Raw genomic sequence first — 23824 nt, 5'->3', positions numbered from 1 at the left:
GAATCCCGCGCATTGATCGACCGCCATCGCCAGTGTCAGTTGCTTCATCGTTTTTGGTTTTACCGTCGCATGTCCACGCTATAACGCATGACAGCCATGAGTGGTGGACTTGATCAGCATTGCCTTAATCGGATCTCGCTCTCCATTCCTCGATAGCTCCCGGCCCGAACAGGTGCAGACTGCTACAGCAGGACGGGCGCCGTCGACAGGCGGCGAGTCGGCCCGGAACGCGAGGTGCGCATCCGCAGTCGCGTTCCATCGCTTCGTTCATCGAGCCGGCTTGGCCAACGGCTCGTGTCTCCGTCCTTTATGCTTTTGTGTCAGCGACAACAGCGTTCAGACGCCGGGCAGCAGCGGCGGCGCGGCGCCGATCAATAGTCGCGAATCGCTTGCGCGCGATAAGGCGGACTGCAAACGCACATCGCGAGCCGCTGCCTCGTCCAGCGCGAACTGCGCAACCATATCGGTGAGCTGTGCGGCCTGGTCGCGCAGGGCCTGCGCTGCCGCAGCGCTTTCTTCCACCAGCGCGGCGTTTTCCTGCGTGACCTGATCCATCTGCGTAACCGCGCGGTTGATCTGCTCGATGCCGTCGCTCTGCTCCCGACTGGACGTACTCATTTCGCCGACGATTGCTGTCACCTGCGAGATGCTGTGCACCACTTCGCGAATGATCTGTCCGGCCTCGTCGACTATCTTGCTGCCGTTGTCGACATGGCCGACGGAGTCGTCAATGAGCGTTTTGATTTCCTTTGCGGCCACCGCGCTGCGCTGCGCGAGGCTGCGCACTTCCGAGGCCACCACTGCGAAGCCCCGGCCGTGCTCGCCTGCGCGCGCGGCCTCAACCGCGGCATTCAGCGCGAGGATGTTGGTCTGAAACGCGATGCCCTCGATCACGCCGATGATGTCGACGATCCTGCGCGACGAATCGTTGATGGCGCTCATCGTATCCACCACGCGGTTGACCGCCTCTCCACCCTTTGCAGCGACGACGGACGCATTCGATGCAACCCGGTTGGCTTCGAGTGCGTTGTCCGCGTTCTGTTTGACGGTGGACGTGAGCTGCTCCATCGCCGCCGCGGTTTGCTCGAGCGCACTCGCCTGCTGTTCGGTGCGGCTCGACAGATCCAGGTTCCCGCTTGCGACTTCTCGCGATGCCTGGGTGATCGTCTCGGTTCCCGTGCGCACGCGCACCACGATGCCATGCAGGTTCCCGATCATGTGCTTCAATGCGTCCAGCAGCCTGCCGACCTCATCCTTCGAGTCCGCTTCAAGACGCTGTGTCAGGTCGCCTTGCGCCACGGCTTCGGCAAGGCTGACAGCACGGTTGATTGGCCGCGTGATGCCTCGCGTGATGACGAAGCCCGTTACCATCGCAGCCAATATCGCGCCAATGGATAGCAGGATCATCTGCATCCGGGCGTTATCCCCTTCGTCGGCCGCCCGCGCGACGTCCTTTTGCATCTGGGACGCCTGATAGTCGACCATCTTGTCGACCAGCAGGTAGTACTCGTCCTGCTGACGTGCGAGGTCGCCGAGATAAAGGTCGCGTGCTTCCTGCTGCCGGTTCTCTTTCACCAGGTCGAAGAACTTGCGGACGCTGCCGCCGTACGTGGTGCGCGCCAGGAACTGCTCCTTGAAGAGCGCCTTGGCGTCGTCGCTCCGCAGCAGCTTTTCGAGCCGGGCGTACGCGTCCGCATTGGTTTTTCTGATGACGGCATACGCGTCCATGTATTTCTTCGCCTGCTCTTCGGTTGAGACCAGCAGCAGGTTGCTCAGAATGCCATTGGCCTTGTAGCCGTTGTTCTTGATCTGGTTGCTCAGGGCAATCAGCGCATAGCGCTCACTGACGATGCTGTCCATTCTTGCATTGCTCGACTCGAGGTGCCCGATTCCGACGATCGCCGTTCCTATCAACAGCGCCACGACGAGTCCGAACGCCGCGCCGAGACGGGCTCCGATTCTCAGGTTTGCAATCCACATTACTTCGTAACTCCTATATCGACAGTACTTCACACGCTGATACGACGATCTGACGGGATGAAGGCGATCGGCATGGACACATTGCGAGGCGGCCGGCGCTTCAGCAACGGATTTGCCGCTCAGGCGGCGCAAAGCCTTGCGATGCCGGGCGACGTGCCTTCGAGGCCTTCTCGCCAGTGTTTCCCGTCCGTCTGGAAGGCTTCAGACGGAGTTAACGGCTATTCGTACGAAGAATTAAGGATCGGCTCGTCATCCGTTATTCAGCTCATCGACGACACCAATTATTGGAATGGCACGAACACGACGCGCGCAGGCGAGCCGGCGTGGCCTCATGCATCGCGCATCAATCAGTCGTGTGCGCGGTGCCGACCTCTCCCCGTACAACAAGGTCTGTATGCGTTTTGGCAATTCACGAACTGGCGGCGTCTCGAAAGCCGTTTGCTTATCATTGGGCACGCCGGCTCGCAGTACGGGCGATAATGCGAGTCCGTCCGGGTCAAATGCAATGCTCCGCTCAAATCCATGGCCAAGTCCTACACCATCTACACGCTTCACGCGCAGATCCGTGATATCGAACCTCCCGTATGGCGACGAATCCAGGTCGACGGCAATATCACCTTGCGCAAGCTGCATCACATCCTGCAAGCGGCCTTCGGGTGGACCGACTCCCATCTGCACGACTTCGAGATAGACGAGCGGACTTACGCGATGGGCGACAACGACAACGTGCTCGATTTGTTCGCTGAAGATCCTGAAATGCTGGATGACCGCAAGGCACGACTACACGGACTCATCTATCAAGGACATCGTTTCCTCTATCGATATGACTTCGGTGATGATTGGCATCACGACGTCCACGTCGAAGAAGTCGCGCGGACCGACCGGGAACCTCACAGCGAAGCATGGATTCTCGCTGGACAACGAGCATGCCCACCCGAGGATGTTGGCGGTACGCGTGGATATGAAGAGATGTTGCGTGTTCTGAGCCAGCAACCGGGGAGCGACGAGGCCGAGGAGTACAGGACATGGGCAGGCGACGACTTCGATCCCGAACTGTTTGACCGACGCGCGGCCAACGCTGCCCTCCTGAGGATGGCGTGGAACAACTGGGGCAAAAAATAGCCAACGTTCAATGCCCGAGCGCTACGCTTGGCGATCCGGTGTGCTTAACTGGCGTTTACGATTTTCGGTCTTCCCATGCCTGAATCTGGTTGACGATACGTAAGCTTGTCGCGCAGCATCGAACTGGTGCAAGCACCCGCCTGTTTCAGATCGTTTCTCGTTGTGTAGAGCGGCGTCATAAGGGATTGCATTTCCGACGCCATGTGGGCGACGCGCGAAGAAAAGCGTCATGAGTCGTCTCGCAGGTCGGGGCGCAGTTCCGCCTCGATTTCGCGAATGGACGGCAGTTTTGTTTCCAGCGAAGGCGGTACCTCACGCAGAGTCGTTCCTCAAAGTTCGTGAAGGCGTTGCCGGTCCGGATGTGTGCGCCCCGTCTCGATCTGCATCGCGAGCACGCTTCGTGACCAGCCGTGCTCAAGCGACTTGTGCGCATACCAATCGCGCTGATCGCGATCGTCGAGCTTGTCCAGCAGCGTCACCACGAGGGACCACGGCAATTGTGCAACAGGTTGTTGCACAAATTCCGGCTCGGACCACGCTTGTGCCAGCGCGCGCATGTACTTGAGGTTGCGCGGCGAAAACCCGCCCTTGGGCGGCACGCCTGAAGTAGGCGACCACCTGCTCGATCACGTCTTCCATTCCGTAGAACTCACGGAATGCGGGGTATGCCTTGATGACCTTGTTCGCGAAGATCAGCGAAAGACGCGGATCGTAGCGTGTGTCTATCTGCTCGGGTTCTCCTATCGCCGATAGCATGGGTTCGCCAGCGGTCGCGTACACGGCGGGATTGTCTTTGCAAAGCGCGAGATACTCCTTGAGCGAGAAGCGGGCGTGCTCGATCGGCACAAATAGGCGCGAGCCACCGTGGGACTGTTCTTTCAGAGCACGCGCCGTCTTACGTGAGTCTCGCTGTGGGAAGCGTGAACCAGCCGAAAGGGGATGCTGGCGACAGACGAGCGAATCCGTTCTGCGCGCCAGCAGAAAAATAGACTACGGTTTATATTGACAAGCAGATCGACGGTGCTAGATTGGAGCCGTCGATGCTTGCATTAGGAAGGGTGGCTTAACGCTGCGGCGGCATAGAGTACAGCGATCATCGCGTATAGCCACGACATGATGATGTAAAAATTCACAGTTTTTCCTTTAAAAGGGTTTAGGAGTTGGCTTGCTCGGTCTGGAACACCTTGCTTGCCGGTTTTGAGGTTCATCGGCACTTCCCTCGCAAATCATCCTAAACCCTTTTAAATTTTTTTTCACGAACTACGTTGTGAAAATCTCGCCATAGCTAGCGCTCAGCCCTGCTCGCTTGATGACGCAAATTCGCTTACCTACAATCATTGACCACACCTCGCGAGAAACTTCACCAGCGTGCACCAGCGCTGCTGCATGGCATCTTGCGTTCCTTCCCCACGCTGTCTTCCACATGCATCTTTCACACGCGGCATCGCGTGGCGTCCTGCACTTTTCCGCACCTTTGCAAACACTCGTGTAGCACGCTGTCTGCCTGACCACACTACTGCGACACATTACTTCGTCTCACGCGTGCCTGCAGTGCATGCGACTCAGTGCATGTGGGCTGCGCGATCGACTTCAATAACCGCCGCGCAGGGGGACGTTGCCGCCCTTTCTGCTCTTTCTGCCATGACGCACGCATGGTTGCTTGCGACGACAGCTCAGCCGCTGTGTTACATGTTTTGCATGTGCGCAAGCGCGCAGTCCTGCCGTTCGTCCGCGCGTGCGTCAAATCGTTCAACGCATCACGCCTATGTGCAAGCGCGCATGAATCGGCGTGACGCGCGTCATCTGTCCTCTGACGCCATGCCCATTGGACGGCGCACGCGACGCGCATCTGAACAGGTAGATGTAGTCGCGTGTTTGCCCTTGATCAATTCGACTTCGACTTCGCCGAGTCCGTCGATATGGCCATACACGCGCCCCGGCCCATCGACCCGATGTGCGCCGATATACGAGCCCGTGGTGACTGTCCATTCGGGCTCGATGATGATATCCATGGCGATGCAGTAGTTGACGAACCACACGAGCAGGTTCGCGCGAGTGACGCATGTGGCGAGCTTCGCCCGTCACCACTGCGCCGTTGTGTTCCTCGCATTGGCGCGCTGCGCGACGGACACGACATTCGGCCATTCGGCGAAATGAGTGTCGACAATTTCGATCGCGAGCAGCACCGAGTCGACACGCGCCAGTACAGCGGGGCGACGTTCACCTGCTGCCCGAACGGTAAATGTGTTCCGATTTGCCGACTCCATCGACCGGCGCGAGGAGTCCTACGCGCGCGACGACGTTCTTCCATCCGTTCGGTGAGGCATACAGTGGTCAATGAGCGTCTTCAAAACCATCCCTGCATGTCGGCACCGATGACTTCGCGTGCATACGATGTGTGATGATGTTTGTTGCTTTAGTAGAGCATGGAGATTTCCGGTGGGGCGCGATCTCCGTCCTATGTCGCGTGACCGTCTCCGCATCATCCTCAACGTCACGGCGTGCAATGGCCAGCGCCGCATGGAGTCAAACGATCAAGCGCTTGCGCTTCGGGAGACTCGCGCGAGATCCAGGGGGCGGCAAAGCATCTATGCAGGCGGTTCGGTTCCATGAAATCGCCAGCAATCAATCGAAAAGTACGTTCAACCTTTGTAGGCTTACCCTTGAGGTGTGTTATCGCATTGCCTTCTGCATGGTCGAACATCCTGACAGGGTCAGGGATTTTCCCCAGTATTCGCAAAATGACCGGCGTGCGACGCTATTCACCAATGCCATTCCTCATGGAGACGGGCATGCAATCTGAGACGCACAAGAGAGCAACGGTCGCCGTTTTTCTGAATCGGTCGGCACTGTCCCTGTTGATGTTGCCGGTTGCCTGCTTTTTCTGGGCACTCCACGCCTACCCGCCTCTGGATGCATGCTGGCTTTGCGTCGCCGCTGCAATCTATGTCTGGCCTGTAGCCGGGATCCTCTTTGTCATCGCCGCGGGATTTCATATCTGCACTCCCGGTCAACAACTCAAAAAAACCGACGGATTGCAGGCAGCGCACGGGCTCTAGCTGCGCAAAGAAAACCCTACGGAGGGGCTACGGAGGGGAGGCTTTCAGAGTTTATGGATTGAGAGACCGGTTTAGCGGACGTTCGTCAGCCCGATCGTGGGGATCGAATCATTCGCGCCGCCGATCGTGGAGTCTTAACCTCGCGGCTTCAATGGACTGTTGCAGTTTTGCCTGCAACTGCTCACGTGGCGGCAGCACAGTCAGGTACTCCGCGACATGGATACCGCTTTTGTCGAGTTCGAGCAGCTCGATCTGCTCCTGCTTCTTGCCTGCACACAGGATGATGCCGAGCGGCGGTTCCTCGTCGGGTTCCTGCTCATGTTTCGCGAGCCAGCGCAAATACAGTTCCATCTGGCTTTTGTATTCGGCCTTGAACGCACCAAGCTTGAGTTCGATTGCAACAAGCCGTCGAAGCTTGCGGTTGTAAAAGAGAAGATCGATGTAAAAATCGTCGTGATCGATCAGCAGGCGTTTTTGGCGAGCTACAAACGTGAAACCCGCACCGAGTTCGAGAAGGAACTGCTCCATCTCCCGCAGGATGGCATCTTCCAGATCCTTTTCAAGGTAGTGATCGTTGAGCCCAAGAAAATCCAGCACATAGGGGTCTTTCAGCAACGCGTCGGGCGGCACGCGTCGCTCATCTCTCAGGATCGCGAGATCGCGCCTGATTGCGTCTTCGGGTTTCCGGGAGATCGCACTGCGCTCAAAAAGCATCGAGTCGATGCGCTCCTGCAATTGCCGCGTGGACCAGCGTTCAACGCGGGCAAGTTCGATATAAAAATCGCGCCTGACCGGGTCGTCGATGTAGATCAGGGTCTTCAGATGCGTCCAGCTCAATTCTCTCCGCACCGCGGAGAGAATCGTTTCGTCGGCAAAAACCTCTGCCAGGCGTAAGCAATGGCGTAACTGCTTGTCGCTCCAGCCGCGACCATATTCCGCTGTAAGCTGGCGCGCCAACGACCCGATCACCTGCTGCCCGTATTCCGCGCGAGCGCCGCGCAATACCTCAGCCTGAATACGACGCCCCACCTGCCAGTACAACAGTGTCAGTTCCGCATTGATCGCAGCGGCGGCCCGCTCGCGCGCCGAACTGATCAGCCGTCGGACTTCATCGAGCAAGGAGGAAGGCGTGAGGTCGTCATTCATACTTTCAGGTTCAGGTGTTGATTACTGGGTGAAGGGTGAGCCCCTCCATTTTCAAACGCGTCACTGGACATGCCTGGCCAACGTCCGTAATTGTCTCCGCACTGCGGAGACAATTACGGAAATCCATCTGGCCTCGCCGAGTGGCACCATGTAACCGTTCGCGGCCTTATGCTCACCGGTGCTGCACCTTCCGCGTCGCCATGTACGCATCGAACAGTCCTGCATGCAGGCGGCTCAGTTCCTGGCGCAGGCTGACCAGCGCCGGCAACGTGCCATCGTCCGGATAGTCGCACGCCAGCTGTTCCAGTGATGCGCGCGCGACCACTGCATCGCGCCGTTCCAGCGGCGCCAGTACGTCGTTGCGCAACATCACGTCGCGGCTGTCGGCAAAGATATCGAGCTGCTGCGTGGTCGGCTGCATCGTCATCGCGCTCAGAAAAGCTGGCTTTCAGGAGCGGCCAGATTAGCCCACTTCACCACGCTGCGGAAGGTGCGGCCGTCCCCGTCGACCGACTCGATGATTACGCGCTGGCCGCTGGCTTCGGCGATCACCCGCACTGTGCGCTCGCCGTAGCGCATCAGCGCGCCGATCGGCGGGCAGGCCGGGGCCTTGCGTCTTCTGCGCGGGCGGGGGCTACCTGTCATCGCTCTTGCCCCGCTTGCGGCGCACCGCGGTCTTGCTGGCGGGCGCGGACGCGCCGCGCGCCGCACGTGCGGGACGTGCGGGGCGTGTCGCCACGGGACGTACTTGGGTGGTACCCGCAGGCGGGGTCTTTGTACGGCCCGACCGGGCCGGCCCGCCCTCCCGCACGTCCGTCTCGCGCAGGGCAGCCAGCTGTTGCTGCAGCGTCACGTTCGTCGCCTGCACGGCCTCCAGGCGCCCCTGCAGCACGCCCGCCTGATGACGGGCGTCACCCAGCTGTGCCTGCAGCGTCTCGACTGCGCGGCGATGCTCCGCGTCGCGCCGGTCAGCGCGCCGGTTCAGCTCATCGAGCTCCTTCTGCAGCTTCGCGGCCGCCCCGCGCTCGCGGTCGATCTCGAGCAGCGCGCGCTTCTCGGTGGCACGCAGGCGCTCGTCGGACTGCGCCGCCGTCTCGCGCAGTTTCTCGAGATCGCGCGAGAAGCCGTCGCGCACCTTCTCCAGTTCACGGTCGCGTGCCGCGCCCTCGTTTTTGAGGCGCACGATGTCGGCTTCCATCGCCTGGCGCACCGCACGCCCCTCGGCCTGCGCCTTCTCCAGCTCGCGGACCTCGACCTGCGCGGCCAGCAGCGCCGCCGTGCGCTGCTCGAGCGCCGTCTCGGTGCGTTCGAGCTCGCTGCGTGCCGCGGCGACGCGCTGCTCCGCGGCCGTGCGCTCGCCCTCCACTTCCGCGCGCAGCGCGTCGAGTGCCGCCTGCGCCGACGCTGTGGCGCGCGTCCACAGCGTCGCGACCAGTTCGCCGGCCGCGTCACGCAGATCGGTGGGCAGGTCCGGATGCTCGATGCGCACGCGGCTTTTCTCGCGCAGCTCCGTCCAGAACTCGCCGAGTACCGCGGCGGGCGTGCCCATGCTGCCGCGTTTCACCAGCTGGTACAGGCGGTTCGCGGTCGGCGCCTGCCCGAAGCGGAAGAACAGCAGCGCACAGACCTCGCGGTACAGTTCGCGGGTTTTCGGGAAGTCAACCTTGAGGCGGTCGATTTCGGCCGCGAGGTGCGTGTCATCGGACGGGAGATCGGCAGGAGCGTCGGACATGGACGGAAAATGCGTTCGGATATGCTGATAATACAACGTAAGACGCTATATACCCAACCACCGAGGGGCGCAAATTTGACATTATCCGCATAATGTCGAAATAATGATCCACACGCCCGCGGCACAGTATTTGAGGGTCATATCATCAATTCCGCTCCCGGAAAAGCTCACCCTTCCTGAAAAGACTCACCTTCATGCCGAACCCGCCGAAGAACAGCCTCGTCGCCTTGCAGCCCGCCCCGCTCGAGACGCTCGCGATTCCTACCGCGCTCGACGGTCATGCCGGCACCAACCGCGCGACGGACGGCCACGCGCAGATTGCCGCCGCCAACGATCTCGACGCGATCCGCGCGTGGCTCGCGCGCTTCGCTGACACCCAGACGACCTTCGGGAACTACCGCAAGGAAGCGGAACGGCTGCTGCTCTGGTCACTGGTCGAACTGGGCAAGCCGCTGTCCTCGCTCACCCACGAGGACTGCCTGCGCTACCAGCGCTTCCTCGCCGATCCGCAGCCCGCCGCACTCTGGGTCGCTGGCGGCGGCCGCAAGCACCCGCGCGGCGATGCGCGCTGGCGCCCGTTCCACGGGCAGCTGTCGCCGGCCAGCGCGCGCCAGGCGATGGTGGTTCTCAACACGCTGTTCTCGTGGCTGGTGCAGGCTGGCTACCTCGCCGGCAATCCGCTCGCGCTCTCCCGCCAGCGCGCGCGCAAAGCCGCCCCGCGCATCACCCGCTATCTCGAACCGGGCCTGTGGCAGGCGGTGAAGGACTTCATTGCATCGATGCCGCAGGACACCGCCCGGGCGCGCGCCCACTATCAACGGGCGCGGTGGCTGTTCACGCTGCTGTATCTGGGCGGCCTGCGCATCGCCGAGGCGGGCGGCAACACGATGGGCCAGTTCTTCGTGCGGCGCGACACCGACGGCACGATGCGCTGGTGGCTGACTGTGCACGGCAAGGGCGACAGGGATCGGCTGGTTCCCGCGACGCGTGAAATGATGTCGGAGCTCGCGCGCTACCGGCAGTCGCTCGGGATGACCGCGTTGCCGTCGCCGCATGAGGCGACGCCGCTCGTGCTGCCGATCGGGTCAACTGCAGGCGGCACTTCCGGAAGGACCGGGCAATCGTCCCGGAGGAAAACTCCGGCGCCATTCAACCAGCCACTCACTCGAGCCGCGCTGCACACGATCATCAAGCGCGTGTTTGCGGGCGCCGCCCGCCAGCTGCGCGAGCGCGGCGCGGAATTCGAGGCCCGCGCCGCGCTGCTCGAGCAGGCGTCGGCGCACTGGCTGCGGCATAGCGCGGGTTCGCACATGGCCGACCGGCAGGTCGACCTGCGTCTGGTGCGCGACAACCTCGGCCACGCATCGCTGGCCACGACCAGCCTCTACCTGCACGCCGACGATGATCACCGGCACCACGAGACCGACGAGAAACATCGCATCGACTGGTGAAACCGGTGACGGCCCCGGGCTGAAATCCGGTCAGTTAAACTAGCTGCCCGATACCCAGACCGCATCGCGTATGCAAGAATCCTGGTGACCCGTCTAACGCGAACGCGTTTTCCTTTTACCGTTATGGAAACCCTGGACCTTGAACCGCAGGTACTTGCAAACCGTCGTGGCGTCGCCTTTGGTCTCGTGCATCAGAACGTCACGGTCGACTGCATGATCACGCTTGCGGCACTCGAAACGTATTTCTGGCTCGAACCCCGGGCCAGCGACGCCCGCATCCTGAAGACGTTCCGGGATGGGTACGGCCGCATCCGCGCGATCGCCGGGCGCAAACTGCTCGCCCATCCGGCCGCGCGTCTCGAACTGACGGCGGATGATTTTGCAAGGCCCTGACGCCGTGCGTGATGACCCTCACTTCTGTGACTACGACAGCAGAATGTGACCTGAGCACCGATGGAAAATCGCCCGTGTGCCGGTGCTACCAGGTCAAACACCCTGAGCTTCGACGATGAAGCATGCGTCGAACTGCCTTGCTATCTCGTTGTCGGCGAACCCGTTTGCATGGCGCGAACGGGCAACCGACTCAACACCGGGCGCCCGGTGGGATCCGGCGCATCTGGATAAACGCAAACGATGCGGTGTGACTGACCGGAGCGCGTTGTGATCACCTGCATGGCGACCTGCCTCGCACCCGACATGCTCGCCGTCACGGTTTCGATGATGTCATCAATAAAACGGTATCCGTACTTCCGCAATCAGTTTTCGGGGCCGCGCCATTGCTCCCATGGGTTGATAAGCCCCACCGCGATTCCTTCGAAGTCCCTGATATTTCGGGTGACAACCTTCATGCCATGAATCTGAGCAGTTGCCGCGATCATGGAGTCTTTTAGCGGACGCTGATCGGGCACATGCAGTCCCGCACACTGGATCGCAACACGCGCATCAAAAGACAGAATTCGATCGCCGAATCTGGGCAATACCTGACGATCCAGCCATTTGCGCAACACCTGCCCTTTCGCGGGATCAGCTCGTTCGGCACGCTTCACACCCAGTTCGAGTTCAAGCACCGTAATTGCCGAAAGATACTGGTCCGTGACCGGCTGCGAAGCCGCCCACGCCAGGACGTTCGGGTCGGTCTTCGCAGGATTGCGCAGTTCGGAAATAACGTTGGTATCGAGCAGGTACATCAGGAAAGGTCCGCAGGTTTTATGTCGAGGTCGATGGACGGAAAGTCAAAGTCGAAGTCCGCCTCCGTACCCTTCTGCGCAAGGGCGTCGGCGAGCGATACAAAATCGCCCTGCAGACGGCGATATTCCTGGATGCTCAACAACACGTGCGCAGGCTCGCCGCGGTCGGTAATGAATACAGGACCTTCGTTGGCGGCCCGCTTCGCCTCGCTGACGTACTGGTTGAACTCGCGGCTGCTGTAAGTATGACGGGTGGTCACAATCGCTCCCCTTTAGCGGGTAGTCACGTTACTACAATCGGTGTAGAAATGTTACTACATTGTTTCGTGGTACAAGCGCCTGCACGATGCATTTCACGCGCACCGCACCACTCCACCGCGTCGTTCATTGCCGTTCGATATACACGCGGCCGCAGGGAGCGCGGCTTGCCGAAAACGTTGCACGCGCGATCTCATCGTTCACACGAACTTTCTCCGCCGTGGCCAGTTCGGCAAGGTCCGCGCCACGCCATTCGCTCCGGGCGCCGTGATCGACTCGCAGCCCAACCGCTAGCGGCAGTGCGCGTCGCACGCGCATCGGCGCGCCAGCTTGATCACATGAAGCAAAATCACGCGAATAAGGAGACGGACGTTTCAGAACCGCAACATTTTCGGCGCGGGACTTCATGCCGCGCTGCATCGCGCTGAACCTCCAGGTCGCGACGGCACGGGGGGCTCGCGACGTGCGGGTTCAGACATTCGACGGCCAAATCAGGTTTCAGTTGTGAAACAGAATCGTCTGCTTTTTCCGTTGGCGCGCAATCCGCGTCTGGCACGCCGTACGCCACGCCGCAGCCGGGCACGCATGGCGCGCTACTTGCTTTTGGCCCTTCCTAAGACCAGTAGCTGAAAACGCAGCTACAAGAACAATCATAAACAACCATAAACGGGGTTCATCATGTACAGGGCCGGGGACTTCCCGACAGGGATTCCAGCATCGTCAGGATTGCTGGGACAAGCAGACCATTGCTTGCGTGCCGGCGTGCTGTAGATGCATTCCGCCACGACAGGAACCGCGGCCGGGTCAGCGGGGCAACGCGCTGCCCGAGGGTGGGACGTTCGGCCGACGTCCGGTGTCGAAGACGATCCTTTGCTGGGTTGCCTGCTCGTCCTGGCCCGGCTATTCGACCGACCAACACAAGCCGACACGCTCATCGCCGGGTTGCCGTTAAACGGCCGTCGTCTGACGCCCGACCTCTTTGTTCGCGCCGCTGTTCGTGTGGGAATCTCCGCGAGACTCGCGAGGCGCTCTCTGGAGAGCATCTCCGATCTCGTTCTGCCCGCCGTTCTGCTGCTCAACGATGGGCAGGCATGCGTGCTGGTGCAAAGGAGCGCGGACGGCAGCCTGCGCGTCATACTGCCTGAGACGGGCACGGGCGAACAGGAGATCAGCACAGACGATCTGCGGCAACGCTATGCGGGGCACGTGCTGTTTGCGCGACCCGCTCACCGTTTTGACGAGCGCAGCGACGAGAGCGCCGTGCCTCGCGTTCGACACTGGTTCTGGGGCGTAGTCGCAACGGCCTGGCCGATCTACGGCGAAGTGATGCTCGCATCGCTGCTCGTCAACTTGTTCGCGCTGGCGATGCCGCTCTTCACCATGAACGTCTATGACCGGGTGGTGCCGAACCACACGTTCGAAACACTGTGGGCACTGGCGGCGGGCATCATCCTCGTGATCGTGTTCGATCTGCTGATGCGAACGTTGCGCGGTTACTTCATCGACATTGCCGGCAAGAAGATCGACGTGATCCTCTCCGCCAACATGTTCGAGAAGGTGCTGGGCATTCAGATGTCCGTGCGTCCGCCATCCGTCGGCGGGTTTGCTTCGGGCATCCAGGAATTCGAGGCGGTAAGGGAGTTCCTCACCTCCGCGACGGCGGTCGCCGTGATCGATCTTCCGTTTTCGGTCGTGTTCGTGCTGGCGATGTTCTGGGTCGGCAGCGCACTCGCCTGGCTGCCGCTTGTCGTGCTGCCGCTCGTGGTCGGCGTCGGTATCGCCGTACAGGGCCCGCTCGCAAAAGCCGTCGAATCCACCCAGCGCCACGCAGCCCAGCGCCAGTCGCTCCTCATTGAAACACTGGTGGGCCTCGAAGCGATCAAGATCACGGGCGCCGAAGGCCCAATGCAAGCGAGGTGGGAGCAGTCGATCGGCGAACTCGCGAGGCTCGGCCTGCGCTCGCGCTTTCTTTCTGGATGCGCGGTCAACTTTGCCAGCTTTGCGCAGCAGATCGCCTATCTCGCCGTCGTTCTTTGCGGCGTCTACATGATCGCCGACGGCAAGCTCACGACGGGCGGCCTGATCGCCTGCACGATCTTCACGGGCCGCGCACTGTCTCCGATGGGCCAGGTCGCGACGCTCCTGACCCGCTACCACCAGTCGCGCAGCGCGCTCGCATCGATCGGCCAGTTGATGAACCTGCCAGGCGAGCGGCCGGCCGACAGAAGCTTCGTGCATCGTCCGACGCTGCGTGGCGACATCGAATTCAGGAACGTCAGCTTCGCCTACCCTCGCCAAAGCGGCACGGCGCTCGATGGCGTGTCGTTTCGCATCGCCGCCGGAGAGCGCCTGGCCATCATCGGACGCGTCGGTTCCGGCAAGACGACGATCGAAAAACTCATCCTGGGCCTCTATCCGCCGACTTCGGGCAACGTGCTGATCGACGGCGTCGAACACCGTCAATGGGACCCTGCCGCCCTTCGGCGCGGGATCGGACACGTACCGCAGGACGTCATGCTCTTCAGCGGCAGCGTCAAGGACAACATCGTGCTCGGCGCGCCCGGCGCGGACGATGCTGCCGTGCTGCGCGCCGCGCAGATCGCCGGTGTGACGGATTTCGTCAACCGCTTGCCGAACGGCTTCGATCTGCCTGTGGGCGAACGCGGCGAAGCGTTGTCGGGAGGCCAGCGGCAAGCCATCGCCATCGCGCGCGCGGAACTACTGGCGCCGCCCGTGCTGGTGCTCGACGAGCCAAGCAGCGCAATGGACAACCGCTCCGAAGAGATGTTCAAGGCCAGACTCGCTGCCGAACTGGAAAACCGCACGCTGATCGTCATCACGCATCGCGCCTCGCTGCTCTCGCTGGTCAACCGTGTAATTGTGATGGATCAGGGCCGGGTCATCGCAGATGGCCCCAAGGACCAGGTCCTCGCCGCTCTTGCAGGGAGGAAGCTCCATGTCGCTGCTGGCTGAGTCCAATGCGGATTCGTTACGGCGGGGCCGCGGCGCGCTCGCCACGCTGGCCCGCTGGATCATCGCGGCGCTGCGGCCGCGCGCGGACGACACCGCGTTCATGCGGGAGACCAGCGCAGCCGTGATGGAAGGGCCGCGGTACTTCACTCACTGGATACTCTGGTCGACGCTGGCTTTCTTCATTGCCGCGCTGACGTGGGCGGCGTTGGCGCAGATAGACGAAGTCACCGTCGGAGAGGGAAAGGTCATTCCGACCAGCCGCGTGCAGGTGGTGCAGAACCTCGAGGGCGGCATCGTATCGGAGATCATGGTGCACGTCGGACAGACGGTGCAGAAGGACCAGCCGCTGATACGCATCGACGATACGCGTTTCACGTCGTCTTACAAGGAAGGACAGGCAAAGGACTCCGCACTGATTGCGAGGATCGCGCGCCTCACGGCCGAGGCAAACGACACGCCGTTCGTCGCGCCCGCCCGGCTGGAAGCAACGAATCCGGCGCTGCTGAATGAAGAACGATCGCTCTTCGAGTCGCGGCAGCGCGAGTTGCACACGAACCTCGCGGTGCTCAGGCAGCAGGCCGAGCAGCACCGGCAGGAGCTGTCCGAGAAACGCGCGAGAGAGGCTCAACTGCAGCACAGCTACAGCCTTGTCGCGAAAGAACTTGAGTTGACGAGCCCGCTCGTGCAGAAGGGCGCGGTATCCGACGTCGAAGTGCTCCGGCTCGAGCGCGAAGCCAACGACATGAAAGGCGATCTCAACGCAACGCGGCTCGCGATGCCGCGCCTCGAAGCCGCCTATAGCGAGGCTCGCCAGAAGATGGATGAGCTGACCGCACACTTTCGCGCCGAAGCGATGAAGGACCTGAACGACGCGCGTGCTGAACAGGCCGCCTTGAGCGCAGCCAATGTCGCGCTGGAAGACCGCGTTACGCGCACGCTGGTGCGGGCGCCCGTAAAGGGGATGATCAAGCAGATCAAGATCAATACCGTCGGCGGCGTGGTTCAGCCTGGCATGGATCTGCTGGAGATCGTGCCGCTCGACGATACGCTACTGGTCGAGGCACGCGTGCGCCCGTCGGACATCGCGTTCCTGCATCCGGGGCAGGATGCCATGGTCAAGCTATCCGCGTATGACTTCTCCATCTACGGCGGCTTTCCCGCGACCGTCGAAGACATCAGCGCCGACACGCTGATGCCCGAGCATCCTGCCGAGAAATCTGACAGCTACTACCGGGTTCTGGTACGCACGAAGACGAACAAGCCGGACGGCCAGAGCCAGCCGGTTAGGATCGTGCCGGGCATGATCGCCACCGTCGACATCAACACGGGGCACAGATCAGTGCTGCACTACCTCCTCAAGCCCGTGATCAAGACGAAGGAAGCGGCGTTGCGCGAGCGTTGAGGCGCGCGGGCGGAAATCGACAACAGATGGCCGATCGCGGATGTACGGTCTGGCAACCAGGGGAAGAAGAAATGTCGGCAATCGCAAGTACAACGCCTACGTGACTGCCAGCTTGCGTCGAACGTCGGCTTCGTCATCGCCCGAACGTACGGCGATCCAGTTTGCAAATCAGCAGTGTCCGCCGCGACAACAGGCACGGCGGGCTGCGTTTCAGTGACACATATCGACAATAACGGGGAGCAACATGGCGACGATCTCGAACGGAACCGCGGTTTCCATCAGCAACACGCCGCAGGCGAACAACGATCTTTTTACATCGGCGCAGACGGGACTTAGCAACAGCTCGCTCGGCGTTGTCTATCTGAACGTGATGGCCAACGACCAGGGTGGCGCGGCAAAGTCGCTCTACTCGCTCGACTCCGGAACGGAAACCACTGTATCGCTAGAGCAGAAAGCTCTGCTCATTCAGGATACCGCGCGAGCCGAAGCCATCAGCGCGGACTACAGCGCGCACGGTGCGCATATCTGGATCACGGCGGACGGCAAGGTCGGATACGACGCGAGCCATCTGGACGCGTCCTGGCTCTCGCAGAGTTTCAGTACCGCCGGCTGCGCGCAGGACAACTTCACGTATGCAATCCGGCTCGGCAACGGGACGCTCAGCTGGGCGACCGCGTATATCGATATCGCACCGCCACCACCCTCGGTCACGCTTGCGCATGACACGGGGATTTCGAATACGGACTGCATTTCGTGCGACGGCACGCTGGCTGTCAACGGAATTGCGCATGGCGCGAACGTCGAATACAGCGTCGATAATGGCGCGCACTGGAGCAGCAGCTTCAGCGCAGTCGAGGGGCTGAATACCGTGCAGGTCCGGCAAACGGATGTTGCGGGGAATACTTCGGCTGCATGCTCGTATAGTTTTACGCTCGATACGTCGGCTGCTGCTGCGCCAGGCGTCGCACTCACGACCGACTCGGGCAGCAGCGCCACCGATCACATCACCAATACCGGCGCGCTGAGCGTCACCGGCGTCGAAAGCGGCGCCACGGTCGAGTATTCGGTGGATGGCGGTCATACGTGGAGTTCCACCTTCAGCGCCACCGAAGGCCTGAATGCCGTGCAGGTGCGCCAGACCGACGTCGCCGGCAATGTCTCGAGCGCCACCAGCTTCAGCTTCACGCTCGACACGTCGGCCGCCGCGCCAGGCGTTGCGCTCACGACCGACTCGGGCAGCAGCGCCACCGACCACATCACCAATACCGGCACGCTCAGCGTCACCGGCGTCGAGAGCGGCGCCACGCTCCAGTATTCGGTGGACGGCGGCCACACGTGGAGTTCCACCTTCAGCGCGAGCGAAGGTGTCAACGATGTCCAGGTGCGGCAGACCGACGTCGCCGGCAATGTCTCGAGCGCCACCAGCTTCAGCTTCACGCTCGACACGTCAGCCGCCGCGCCAGGCGTTGCGCTCACAACCGACTCGGGCAGCAGCGCCACCGATCACATCACCAATACCGGCACGCTCAGCGTCACCGGGGTCGAGAGCGGCGCCACGGTTGAATATTCCACCGATGGCGGGCAGACCTGGAGCGGGAGTTTCAGCGCGAGCGAAGGTGTCAACGATGTCCAGGTCCGCCAGACCGACGTCGCCGGCAATGTCTCGAACGCCACCAGCTTCAGCTTCACGCTCGACACGTCAGCCGCGGCACCGGGCGTTGCGCTCACAACCGACTCGGGCGGCAGCGCGACCGACCACATCACCAATACCGGCACGCTCAGCGTCACCGGGGTCGAGAGCGGCGCCACGGTTGAATATTCCACCGATGGCGGGCAGACCTGGAGCGGGAGTTTCAGCGCCACCGAAGGCCTGAATGCCGTGCAGGTGCGCCAGACCGACGTCGCCGGCAATGTCTCGAGCGCCACGAGCTTCAGCTTCACGCTCGACACGTCGGCCGCGGCGCCGGGTGTCGCGCTCACGACTGACTCGGGCAGCAGCGCCACCGACCACATCACCAATACCGGCACGCTGGCCCTCACCGGCGTCGAGAGCGGCGCCACGGTTGAATATTCCACCGATGGCGGGCAGACCTGGAGCGGGAGTTTCAGCGCGAGCGAAGGTGTCGACGATGTCCAGGTGCGCCAGACCGACGTCGCCGGCAATGTCTCCAGTGCCACCAGCTTCAGCTTCACGCTCGACACGTCGGCCGCGGCGCCGGGTGTCGCGCTCACGACCGACTCGGGCAGCAGTGCCACCGATCACATCACCAACGTCGGGACGCTCAGCGTCACCGGCGTCGAGAGCGGCGCCACGCTCCAGTATTCGGTGGATGGCGGCCACACGTGGAGTTCCACCTTCAGCGCGAGCGAAGGTGTCAACGATGTCCAGGTCCGCCAGACCGACGTCGCCGGCAATGTCTCCAGCGCCACCAGCTTCAGCTTCACGCTCGACACGTCGGCCGCCGCGCCAGGTGTCGCGCTCACGACCGACTCGGGCAGCAGCGCCACCGATCACATCACCAATACCGGCACGCTGAGCGTCACCGGCGTCGAGAGCGGCGCCACGCTCCAGTATTCGGTGGATGGCGGCCACACGTGGAGTTCCACCTTCAGCGCGAGCGAAGGTGTCAACGATGTCCAGGTGCGCCAGACCGACGTCGCCGGCAATGTCTCGAGTGCCACCAGTTTCAGCTTCACCCTCGACACGTCGGCCGCCGCGCCAGGTGTTGCGCTCACGACCGACTCGGGCAGCAGCGTCACCGACCACATCACCAACGTCGGGACACTCAGCGTCACCCGGGTCGAGAGCGGTGCCACGGTCGAGTATTCGACCGACGGCGGCCACACGTGGAGTTCCACCTTCAGCGCGAGCGAAGGCGTCAACGATGTCCAGGTGCGCCAGACCGACGTCGCCGGCAATGTCTCCAGCGCCACCAGCTTCAGCTTCACGCTCGACACGTCGGCCGCGGCGCCGGGTGTCGCGCTCACGACCGACTCGGGCAGCAGCGCCACCGACCACATCACTAATACCGGCACGCTGGCCCTTACCGGCGTCGAGAGCGGCGCCACGGTCCAGTATTCGGTGGATGGCGCGCAGACCTGGACCGGTACTTTCAGCGCCACCGAAGGCCTGAATGCCGTGCAGGTGCGCCAGACCGACGTTGCCGGCAATGTCTCCAGCGCCACCAGCTTCAGCTTCACGCTCGACACGTCAGCCGCGGCGCCGGGTGTCGCGCTCACGACCGACTCGGGCAGCAGCGCCACCGACCACATCACCAATACCGGCACGCTCAGCGTCACCGGGGTCGAGAGCGGCGCCACGGTTGAATATTCCACCGACGGCGGGCAGACCTGGAGCGGGAGTTTCAGCGCGAGCGAAGGTGTCAACGATGTCCAGGTGCGGCAGACCGACGTCGCCGGCAATGTCTCGAGCGCCACCAGCTTCAGCTTCACGCTCGACACGTCAGCCGCCGCGCCAGGCGTTGCGCTCACGACCGACTCGGGCAGCAGCGCCACCGACCACATCACCAATACCGGCACGCTCAGCGTCACCGGGGTCGAGAGCGGCGCCACGCTCCAGTATTCGGTGGATGGCGGCCACACGTGGAGCGGCAGCTTCAGCGCCACCGAAGGCATGAATGCCGTGCAGGTGCGCCAGACCGACGTTGCCGGTAATGTCTCGAGCGCCACCAGCTTCAGCTTCACCCTCGACACGTCAGCCGCGGCGCCAGGCGTTGCACTCACGACCGACTCGGGCAGCAGTGCCACCGACCACATCACCAATACCGGCACGCTGAGCGTCACCGGCGTCGAGAGCAGTGCCACACTCCAGTATTCGGTTGATGGCGGCCATACGTGGAGTGGCAGCTTCAGCGCCACCGAAGGCCTCAACAATGTCCAGGTCCGCCAGACCGACGTCGCCGGCAATGTCTCGAGCGCGACGAACTTCAGCTTTACGCTCGACACGACGCCGCCGTCCACCCTCTCGTGGCAATACAAGGGAAACACTCTGACCGCCAACACCGATGCGTCCAACGTCTGGAAAGTCACAGTCCACGACAACACGACGGCGGCCGACTACAGCGCAGTCCAGCAATCCGCCGGAACATGGACCCTCTCTCAGCAAGGACTCAATAACCACTCGTTGAGCGTCACCGAGTGGGACCTCGCGGGCAACACGCAATCCTCCACTAGCAAGGCCCCCGCTGGTACGGCCGGTTCGGAAATCAATCTCGCGCTGGTGGACCCGTCCGGCCATGCGGCCGATCTGACGGTGACGATCGCGGGCATCCCGTCCGGCTGGCAGCTGAATGCCGGAACCGACCTCGGCAACGGCACGTGGGCCGTCCCGGCAGACAATCTGAGCGCGCTCACTGTCACTCCACCGGCGTCGTTCACAGGCGCTACCGTCCTCACGGTGACCGAGAACTGGACCAACGCCGACGGCAGCCACGCGACGTTCACAGTCGCCGACAATGTGGAAGCGTATGCCGCCAATGCACCGATCTTCGCCTGGTCCGGCGACGATCACCTGACGGGTTCCGGCGGCGGCGATCTGTTCGTCTTCGCGCAGCCGATCGGCAACGATACGGTGCATGACATGAACGTCGCGGCCGACAAGATCGATCTCGTCGGTTTCACGGGCATCACGAGCTTCACCGACCTGCAAGCCCACATGACCGACGACGCCCACGGCAACGCACTGATCACGCTCGGCGCCAACGAAACCATCACCGTGCTCGGCGTCCATTCCGCCGACCTCACGGCAGGCAACTTCGTCTTCGATCAGACGCCCGTCATGTCGAACGCGGGCGTCATGACACTGAACGATGGCGCGATGCTTCCGCTCGGCGGCACGATCGACAACACGGGGACAATCGCGCTGGCTTCGACGGGCCACGAGACGGACCTCGAAGTCCTCGTCAGGGATGCAACGCTGAAAGGCGGCGGAACCGTCACGCTATCCGACGATAGTCATAACGTGATCTTCGGCGGCACCGCGGATGCGACGCTCATCAACGTCGACAATACAATCTCCGGCGCGGGTCAGATTGGTGCGGGCCAACTCAGCCTCGTCAATGGCGGCACGATCGTCGCGAACGGCACCCATTCACTGCTGATCGATACTGGAACCAACGCCGTCGTCAACACAGGCACGCTCGAAGCAACAGGCGCCGGAGGCCTCGAAATCAACGGCGCCGTAGCCAACTCGGGCAACCTGTGGGCCAACGGCGGCAATCTGATGGTTCATGGTGACGTCACGGGCAGCGGAAACGCGATCATCAGCGGCGCAGCGACGCTCGAGTTCGGCGCGGCATCGGCAGTCAACGCGACCTTCGCGGATGGTGCGGCAGGCACGCTCAAGCTCGACCAGGCCGCCGGCTTTACGGGCACCGTGTCGGGATTCGCAGCTGGCGACACCCTCGATCTGGCAGACGTGCTGAACAGCGATCACACGACGCTCAGCTTCGCGGCCAATGCCACGGGAACGGGTGGCACGCTGACCGTCAGCGATGGCGTGCATACGGCAAACATCTCGATGCAAGGCAACCTGTCTGGTGCCGGATTCCATCTGGCGCACGACCAGGGCAGCGGGACGATCGTCACCTACGTCGCCCCTCCGCATATCCAGGAGTATTGAACGCAGGTACACCGCAAGCGAGCCCTTTCGCCGGCCGTCGACCGGCTCGGGCATCGCTTGCGGATGCCTCGATTCTCAACGTCTTGCTCTCGAAATCTGAAGAAGTCGATGTTCCGTTATCGGGCATCCCGTCAACGGTATTTGCGCTTCTTGAAACCGCAATGTGTGTCAAGTAACATGAGTCGCCATGCGGTTCCGGGCGTCGGGGAGATGTCGATTTGTGCTTGTGCACCCCGGAAGGCAAGCCGCCCATGCGTTACAGGAAACGCGCAATGAAGAACAACAAGCTGTTGGCGGCCCTGCTCTTGCTGGCGTCGGGCATCGCGCTCTCGACGTCACATGCGAACGCGCAAACCCTTCAGGAAGCCGTCGAACTGGCTGTCAGGACCAACCCCGAGGTGCTTGCCACCACGCATAACCGGGAAGCGTCAGATGAAGGGCTGAAAGGTGCGCAGGCCGGATACTGGCCGCGCCTCGACCTCGACGCCGCCATTGGGCGCGAACGGCGAGACGACGCGGAGACCCGTCTGCTCGGCGTGAGTCAAACAACGTTCACACATCGCACGACCAGCGTGACGCTGACTCAAATGTTGTTCGACGGCTTCGGCGTCAAGAGCGAGGTCGCGCGTCAGAAAGCACGCATCGATTCCTCAGCCTATGCTGTCGCCACCACGTCGGAAGACGTGGCGCTGCGCGTCGTGGGCGCGTATCTCGAAGTCTTGCGCCGCCAGGAAACGACGGCCGCCGCCGAGGACAATATCGAAGCGCATCGGCGCATCCATGAGCAGATCAGGCTGCGCAGCGAGCGTGGCGTAGGACGCCGCGCCGATCTTTATCAGGCTGAGACCCGGCTGGCTCTCGCCAGCGACAATTTGCGTTCTGAACAGAGCAGCCTGAAAGATGCCCAGATCGCCTATGTCCGTCTGGTCGGCATGCCGCCCGACGCACTCGTCAAGCCAGTCGCACCGGAGAGCGGGATGCCCCCAAACGTGCAACTGGCCGTCGATGCAGCGCTGGCCTATCATCCGGCGCTCGCGGGTGCTGATGCGGACGTCGAACAGGCGCGCGCCCAACACGATGTCGCAAAATCCGCACTGTGGCCACGACTCGATCTCGAAGTCAGCACGTTGAACGATCGCGAGGGCATTCTCGGACCGACCAACGACCGCCGCGTCATGCTTCGGCTTCGCTACAACATTTTTCAGGGCGGTGCCGACAAGGCAAGAATCGGCGAGACGCATGCCCAGGTCCGCGAAGCCGAAGAGACTCGCAACCGCACCCGCCGCCAGATCGAGGAAAGCGTGTCGCTCGCGTTCAATGCGTACCTCACGGCACGCGACCGGGTTGTCGTGCTCAAGCAATACGTCGATTCCAGCGCGGCGACCCGCGAGGCGTATTCATTGCAGTTCGGCATCGGACAACGCTCGCTGCTCGACCTGCTCAACGCGGAGAACGAGTACTACAACGCGCGCACCGACTATATCGGCGGTCAATATGCCCAGGCGGCGAGCGCATATCGCGTGTTCGAAGGCATGGGGCAACTGCTCGACACACTGCATGTCGCGATGCCGCCTGAGGCTGTCGCGATCCACAGCGCGCGAATGCCGTAGCCATCGCGTTGCCCGGCAAAGGGTACAGGCGATCGCAGGCGAGCCGCTTTCTGCCTTTGCTTTGCCAGATGACACACAACAGGCACAAACGCGAGTGCCTTGCTTCTTCCGGGCGCCGCGCGCGATCTGCACGCTCGATGCGTCCAACAACCATGAAGCCACGCAGACGCGGCACGCGCTGCACGAGTGGTCGGCAACGCAACGGACCTATCAGAAGGAAGCCGAGCGGCTACGTCTGGTAGACGCTCACATCCTCGGTCGTG

19 protein-coding genes and 2 pseudogenes are annotated in these 23824 nt (G+C 62.3%); 9 read left to right on the top strand and 12 right to left on the bottom strand.

Annotated elements, in window-relative coordinates:
- Positions 1-336: 336 nt before the first annotated feature.
- Complete coding sequence (locus VSR68_RS39350) at positions 337-1980, bottom strand: methyl-accepting chemotaxis protein (RefSeq protein WP_342944905.1); 1644 nt, start codon at positions 1978-1980, stop codon at positions 337-339.
- Between the two features lie 57 nt (positions 1981-2037).
- Here VSR68_RS39350 and VSR68_RS39345 point away from each other — a divergent pair, with 57 nt between their 5' ends.
- Positions 2038-2460: a hypothetical protein gene (locus VSR68_RS39345; RefSeq protein ID WP_342944904.1), complete on the top strand. Its 423-nt coding sequence runs from the start codon at positions 2038-2040 to the stop codon at positions 2458-2460.
- Between the two features lie 42 nt (positions 2461-2502).
- Entirely contained in the window at positions 2503-3102 is a 600-nt protein-coding gene (locus VSR68_RS39340) for a plasmid pRiA4b ORF-3 family protein (RefSeq protein ID WP_342944903.1), read from the top strand.
- A gap of 329 nt (positions 3103-3431) precedes the next feature.
- Here VSR68_RS39340 and VSR68_RS39335 read toward each other — a convergent pair whose 3' ends face one another.
- The 4 genes and pseudogenes from VSR68_RS39335 to VSR68_RS42960 form a co-directional block, all read right to left on the bottom strand.
- Positions 3432-3659, bottom strand: coding sequence for a DUF1016 N-terminal domain-containing protein (locus VSR68_RS39335; RefSeq protein ID WP_342944902.1), 228 nt, complete (start codon positions 3657-3659; stop codon positions 3432-3434).
- Positions 3660-3687: 28 nt separating this feature from the next.
- Positions 3688-3948 (bottom strand): annotated as a pseudogene (locus VSR68_RS39330) (PrkA family serine protein kinase); the annotation flags it as partial.
- 203 nt (positions 3949-4151) lie between these two features.
- On the bottom strand, positions 4152-4310 hold the full coding sequence (locus VSR68_RS39325; protein ID WP_342944901.1) for a hypothetical protein: 159 nt from the start codon (positions 4308-4310) through the stop codon (positions 4152-4154).
- A 591-nt stretch (positions 4311-4901) separates the two neighbouring features.
- Positions 4902-5288 (bottom strand): annotated as a pseudogene (locus VSR68_RS42960) (hypothetical protein); the annotation flags it as partial.
- A 423-nt stretch (positions 5289-5711) separates the two neighbouring features.
- On the opposite strand from VSR68_RS42960, the gene VSR68_RS39315 reads away from it, so the two are divergent.
- Positions 5712-6161: a hypothetical protein gene (locus tag VSR68_RS39315; protein ID WP_342944899.1), complete on the top strand. Its 450-nt coding sequence runs from the start codon at positions 5712-5714 to the stop codon at positions 6159-6161.
- A 108-nt stretch (positions 6162-6269) separates the two neighbouring features.
- Here VSR68_RS39315 and VSR68_RS39310 read toward each other — a convergent pair whose 3' ends face one another.
- From VSR68_RS39310 to VSR68_RS39295, 4 genes are all read right to left on the bottom strand, one after another.
- Positions 6270-7307, bottom strand: a complete 1038-nt coding sequence (locus VSR68_RS39310) for a PDDEXK nuclease domain-containing protein (protein WP_342944898.1) — start codon at positions 7305-7307, stop codon at positions 6270-6272.
- A gap of 172 nt (positions 7308-7479) precedes the next feature.
- Complete coding sequence (locus tag VSR68_RS39305; protein ID WP_342944897.1) at positions 7480-7728, bottom strand: hypothetical protein; 249 nt, start codon at positions 7726-7728, stop codon at positions 7480-7482.
- Positions 7729-7739: 11 nt separating this feature from the next.
- Entirely contained in the window at positions 7740-7886 is a 147-nt protein-coding gene (locus VSR68_RS39300) for a hypothetical protein (RefSeq protein ID WP_342944896.1), read from the bottom strand.
- Between the two features lie 55 nt (positions 7887-7941).
- The gene (locus tag VSR68_RS39295; RefSeq protein WP_342944895.1) at positions 7942-9039 is read right to left on the bottom strand and encodes a DNA-binding protein; all 1098 of its coding nucleotides are present in this window, start codon (positions 9037-9039) and stop codon (positions 7942-7944) included.
- A 194-nt stretch (positions 9040-9233) separates the two neighbouring features.
- Here VSR68_RS39295 and VSR68_RS39290 point away from each other — a divergent pair, with 194 nt between their 5' ends.
- A complete protein-coding gene (locus tag VSR68_RS39290) occupies positions 9234-10490 on the top strand; it encodes a tyrosine-type recombinase/integrase (protein WP_342944894.1) in 1257 nt (418 codons plus the stop codon).
- 123 nt (positions 10491-10613) lie between these two features.
- Entirely contained in the window at positions 10614-10883 is a 270-nt protein-coding gene (locus tag VSR68_RS39285; protein WP_342944893.1) for a DUF1488 family protein, read from the top strand.
- A 362-nt stretch (positions 10884-11245) separates the two neighbouring features.
- On the opposite strand, the gene VSR68_RS39280 is transcribed toward VSR68_RS39285, so the two are convergent.
- From VSR68_RS39280 to VSR68_RS39270, 3 genes are all read right to left on the bottom strand, one after another.
- Positions 11246-11680 carry a type II toxin-antitoxin system VapC family toxin gene (locus VSR68_RS39280; RefSeq protein WP_342944910.1) on the bottom strand — a complete coding sequence of 145 codons (435 nt, stop codon included), beginning with the start codon at positions 11678-11680 and terminating at the stop codon, positions 11246-11248.
- The gene (locus VSR68_RS39275) at positions 11677-11937 is read right to left on the bottom strand and encodes a type II toxin-antitoxin system Phd/YefM family antitoxin (RefSeq protein WP_342944892.1); all 261 of its coding nucleotides are present in this window, start codon (positions 11935-11937) and stop codon (positions 11677-11679) included. The genes VSR68_RS39280 and VSR68_RS39275 overlap by 4 nt, the downstream gene beginning before the upstream one ends.
- Positions 11938-12061: 124 nt before the next feature.
- Positions 12062-12355, bottom strand: coding sequence for a hypothetical protein (locus tag VSR68_RS39270; RefSeq protein WP_342944891.1), 294 nt, complete (start codon positions 12353-12355; stop codon positions 12062-12064).
- Positions 12356-12706: 351 nt separating this feature from the next.
- Between VSR68_RS39270 and VSR68_RS39265 the strand changes: the two genes are divergently transcribed.
- The 4 genes from VSR68_RS39265 (at position 12707) to VSR68_RS39250 (ending at position 23561) form a co-directional block, all read left to right on the top strand.
- Positions 12707-14908 carry a type I secretion system permease/ATPase gene (locus VSR68_RS39265; protein WP_342944890.1) on the top strand — a complete coding sequence of 734 codons (2202 nt, stop codon included), beginning with the start codon at positions 12707-12709 and terminating at the stop codon, positions 14906-14908.
- Complete coding sequence (locus VSR68_RS39260; protein WP_342944889.1) at positions 14892-16310, top strand: HlyD family type I secretion periplasmic adaptor subunit; 1419 nt, start codon at positions 14892-14894, stop codon at positions 16308-16310. Before VSR68_RS39265 ends, VSR68_RS39260 begins: the two co-directional genes overlap by 17 nt.
- A gap of 244 nt (positions 16311-16554) precedes the next feature.
- Positions 16555-21951, top strand: a complete 5397-nt coding sequence (locus VSR68_RS39255) for a beta strand repeat-containing protein (RefSeq protein ID WP_342944888.1) — start codon at positions 16555-16557, stop codon at positions 21949-21951.
- Positions 21952-22223: 272 nt separating this feature from the next.
- Complete coding sequence (locus VSR68_RS39250; protein ID WP_342944887.1) at positions 22224-23561, top strand: TolC family outer membrane protein; 1338 nt, start codon at positions 22224-22226, stop codon at positions 23559-23561.
- The last annotated feature ends 263 nt before the right edge of the window (positions 23562-23824 follow it).

It is taken from the genome of Paraburkholderia phymatum (genome assembly GCF_038900715.1).
Classification (GTDB): Bacteria; Pseudomonadota; Gammaproteobacteria; order Burkholderiales; family Burkholderiaceae; genus Paraburkholderia; species Paraburkholderia phymatum_A.
Note: the sequence above shows the minus strand (reverse complement) of the source record. Positions and strands in the feature narration are given on the sequence as shown.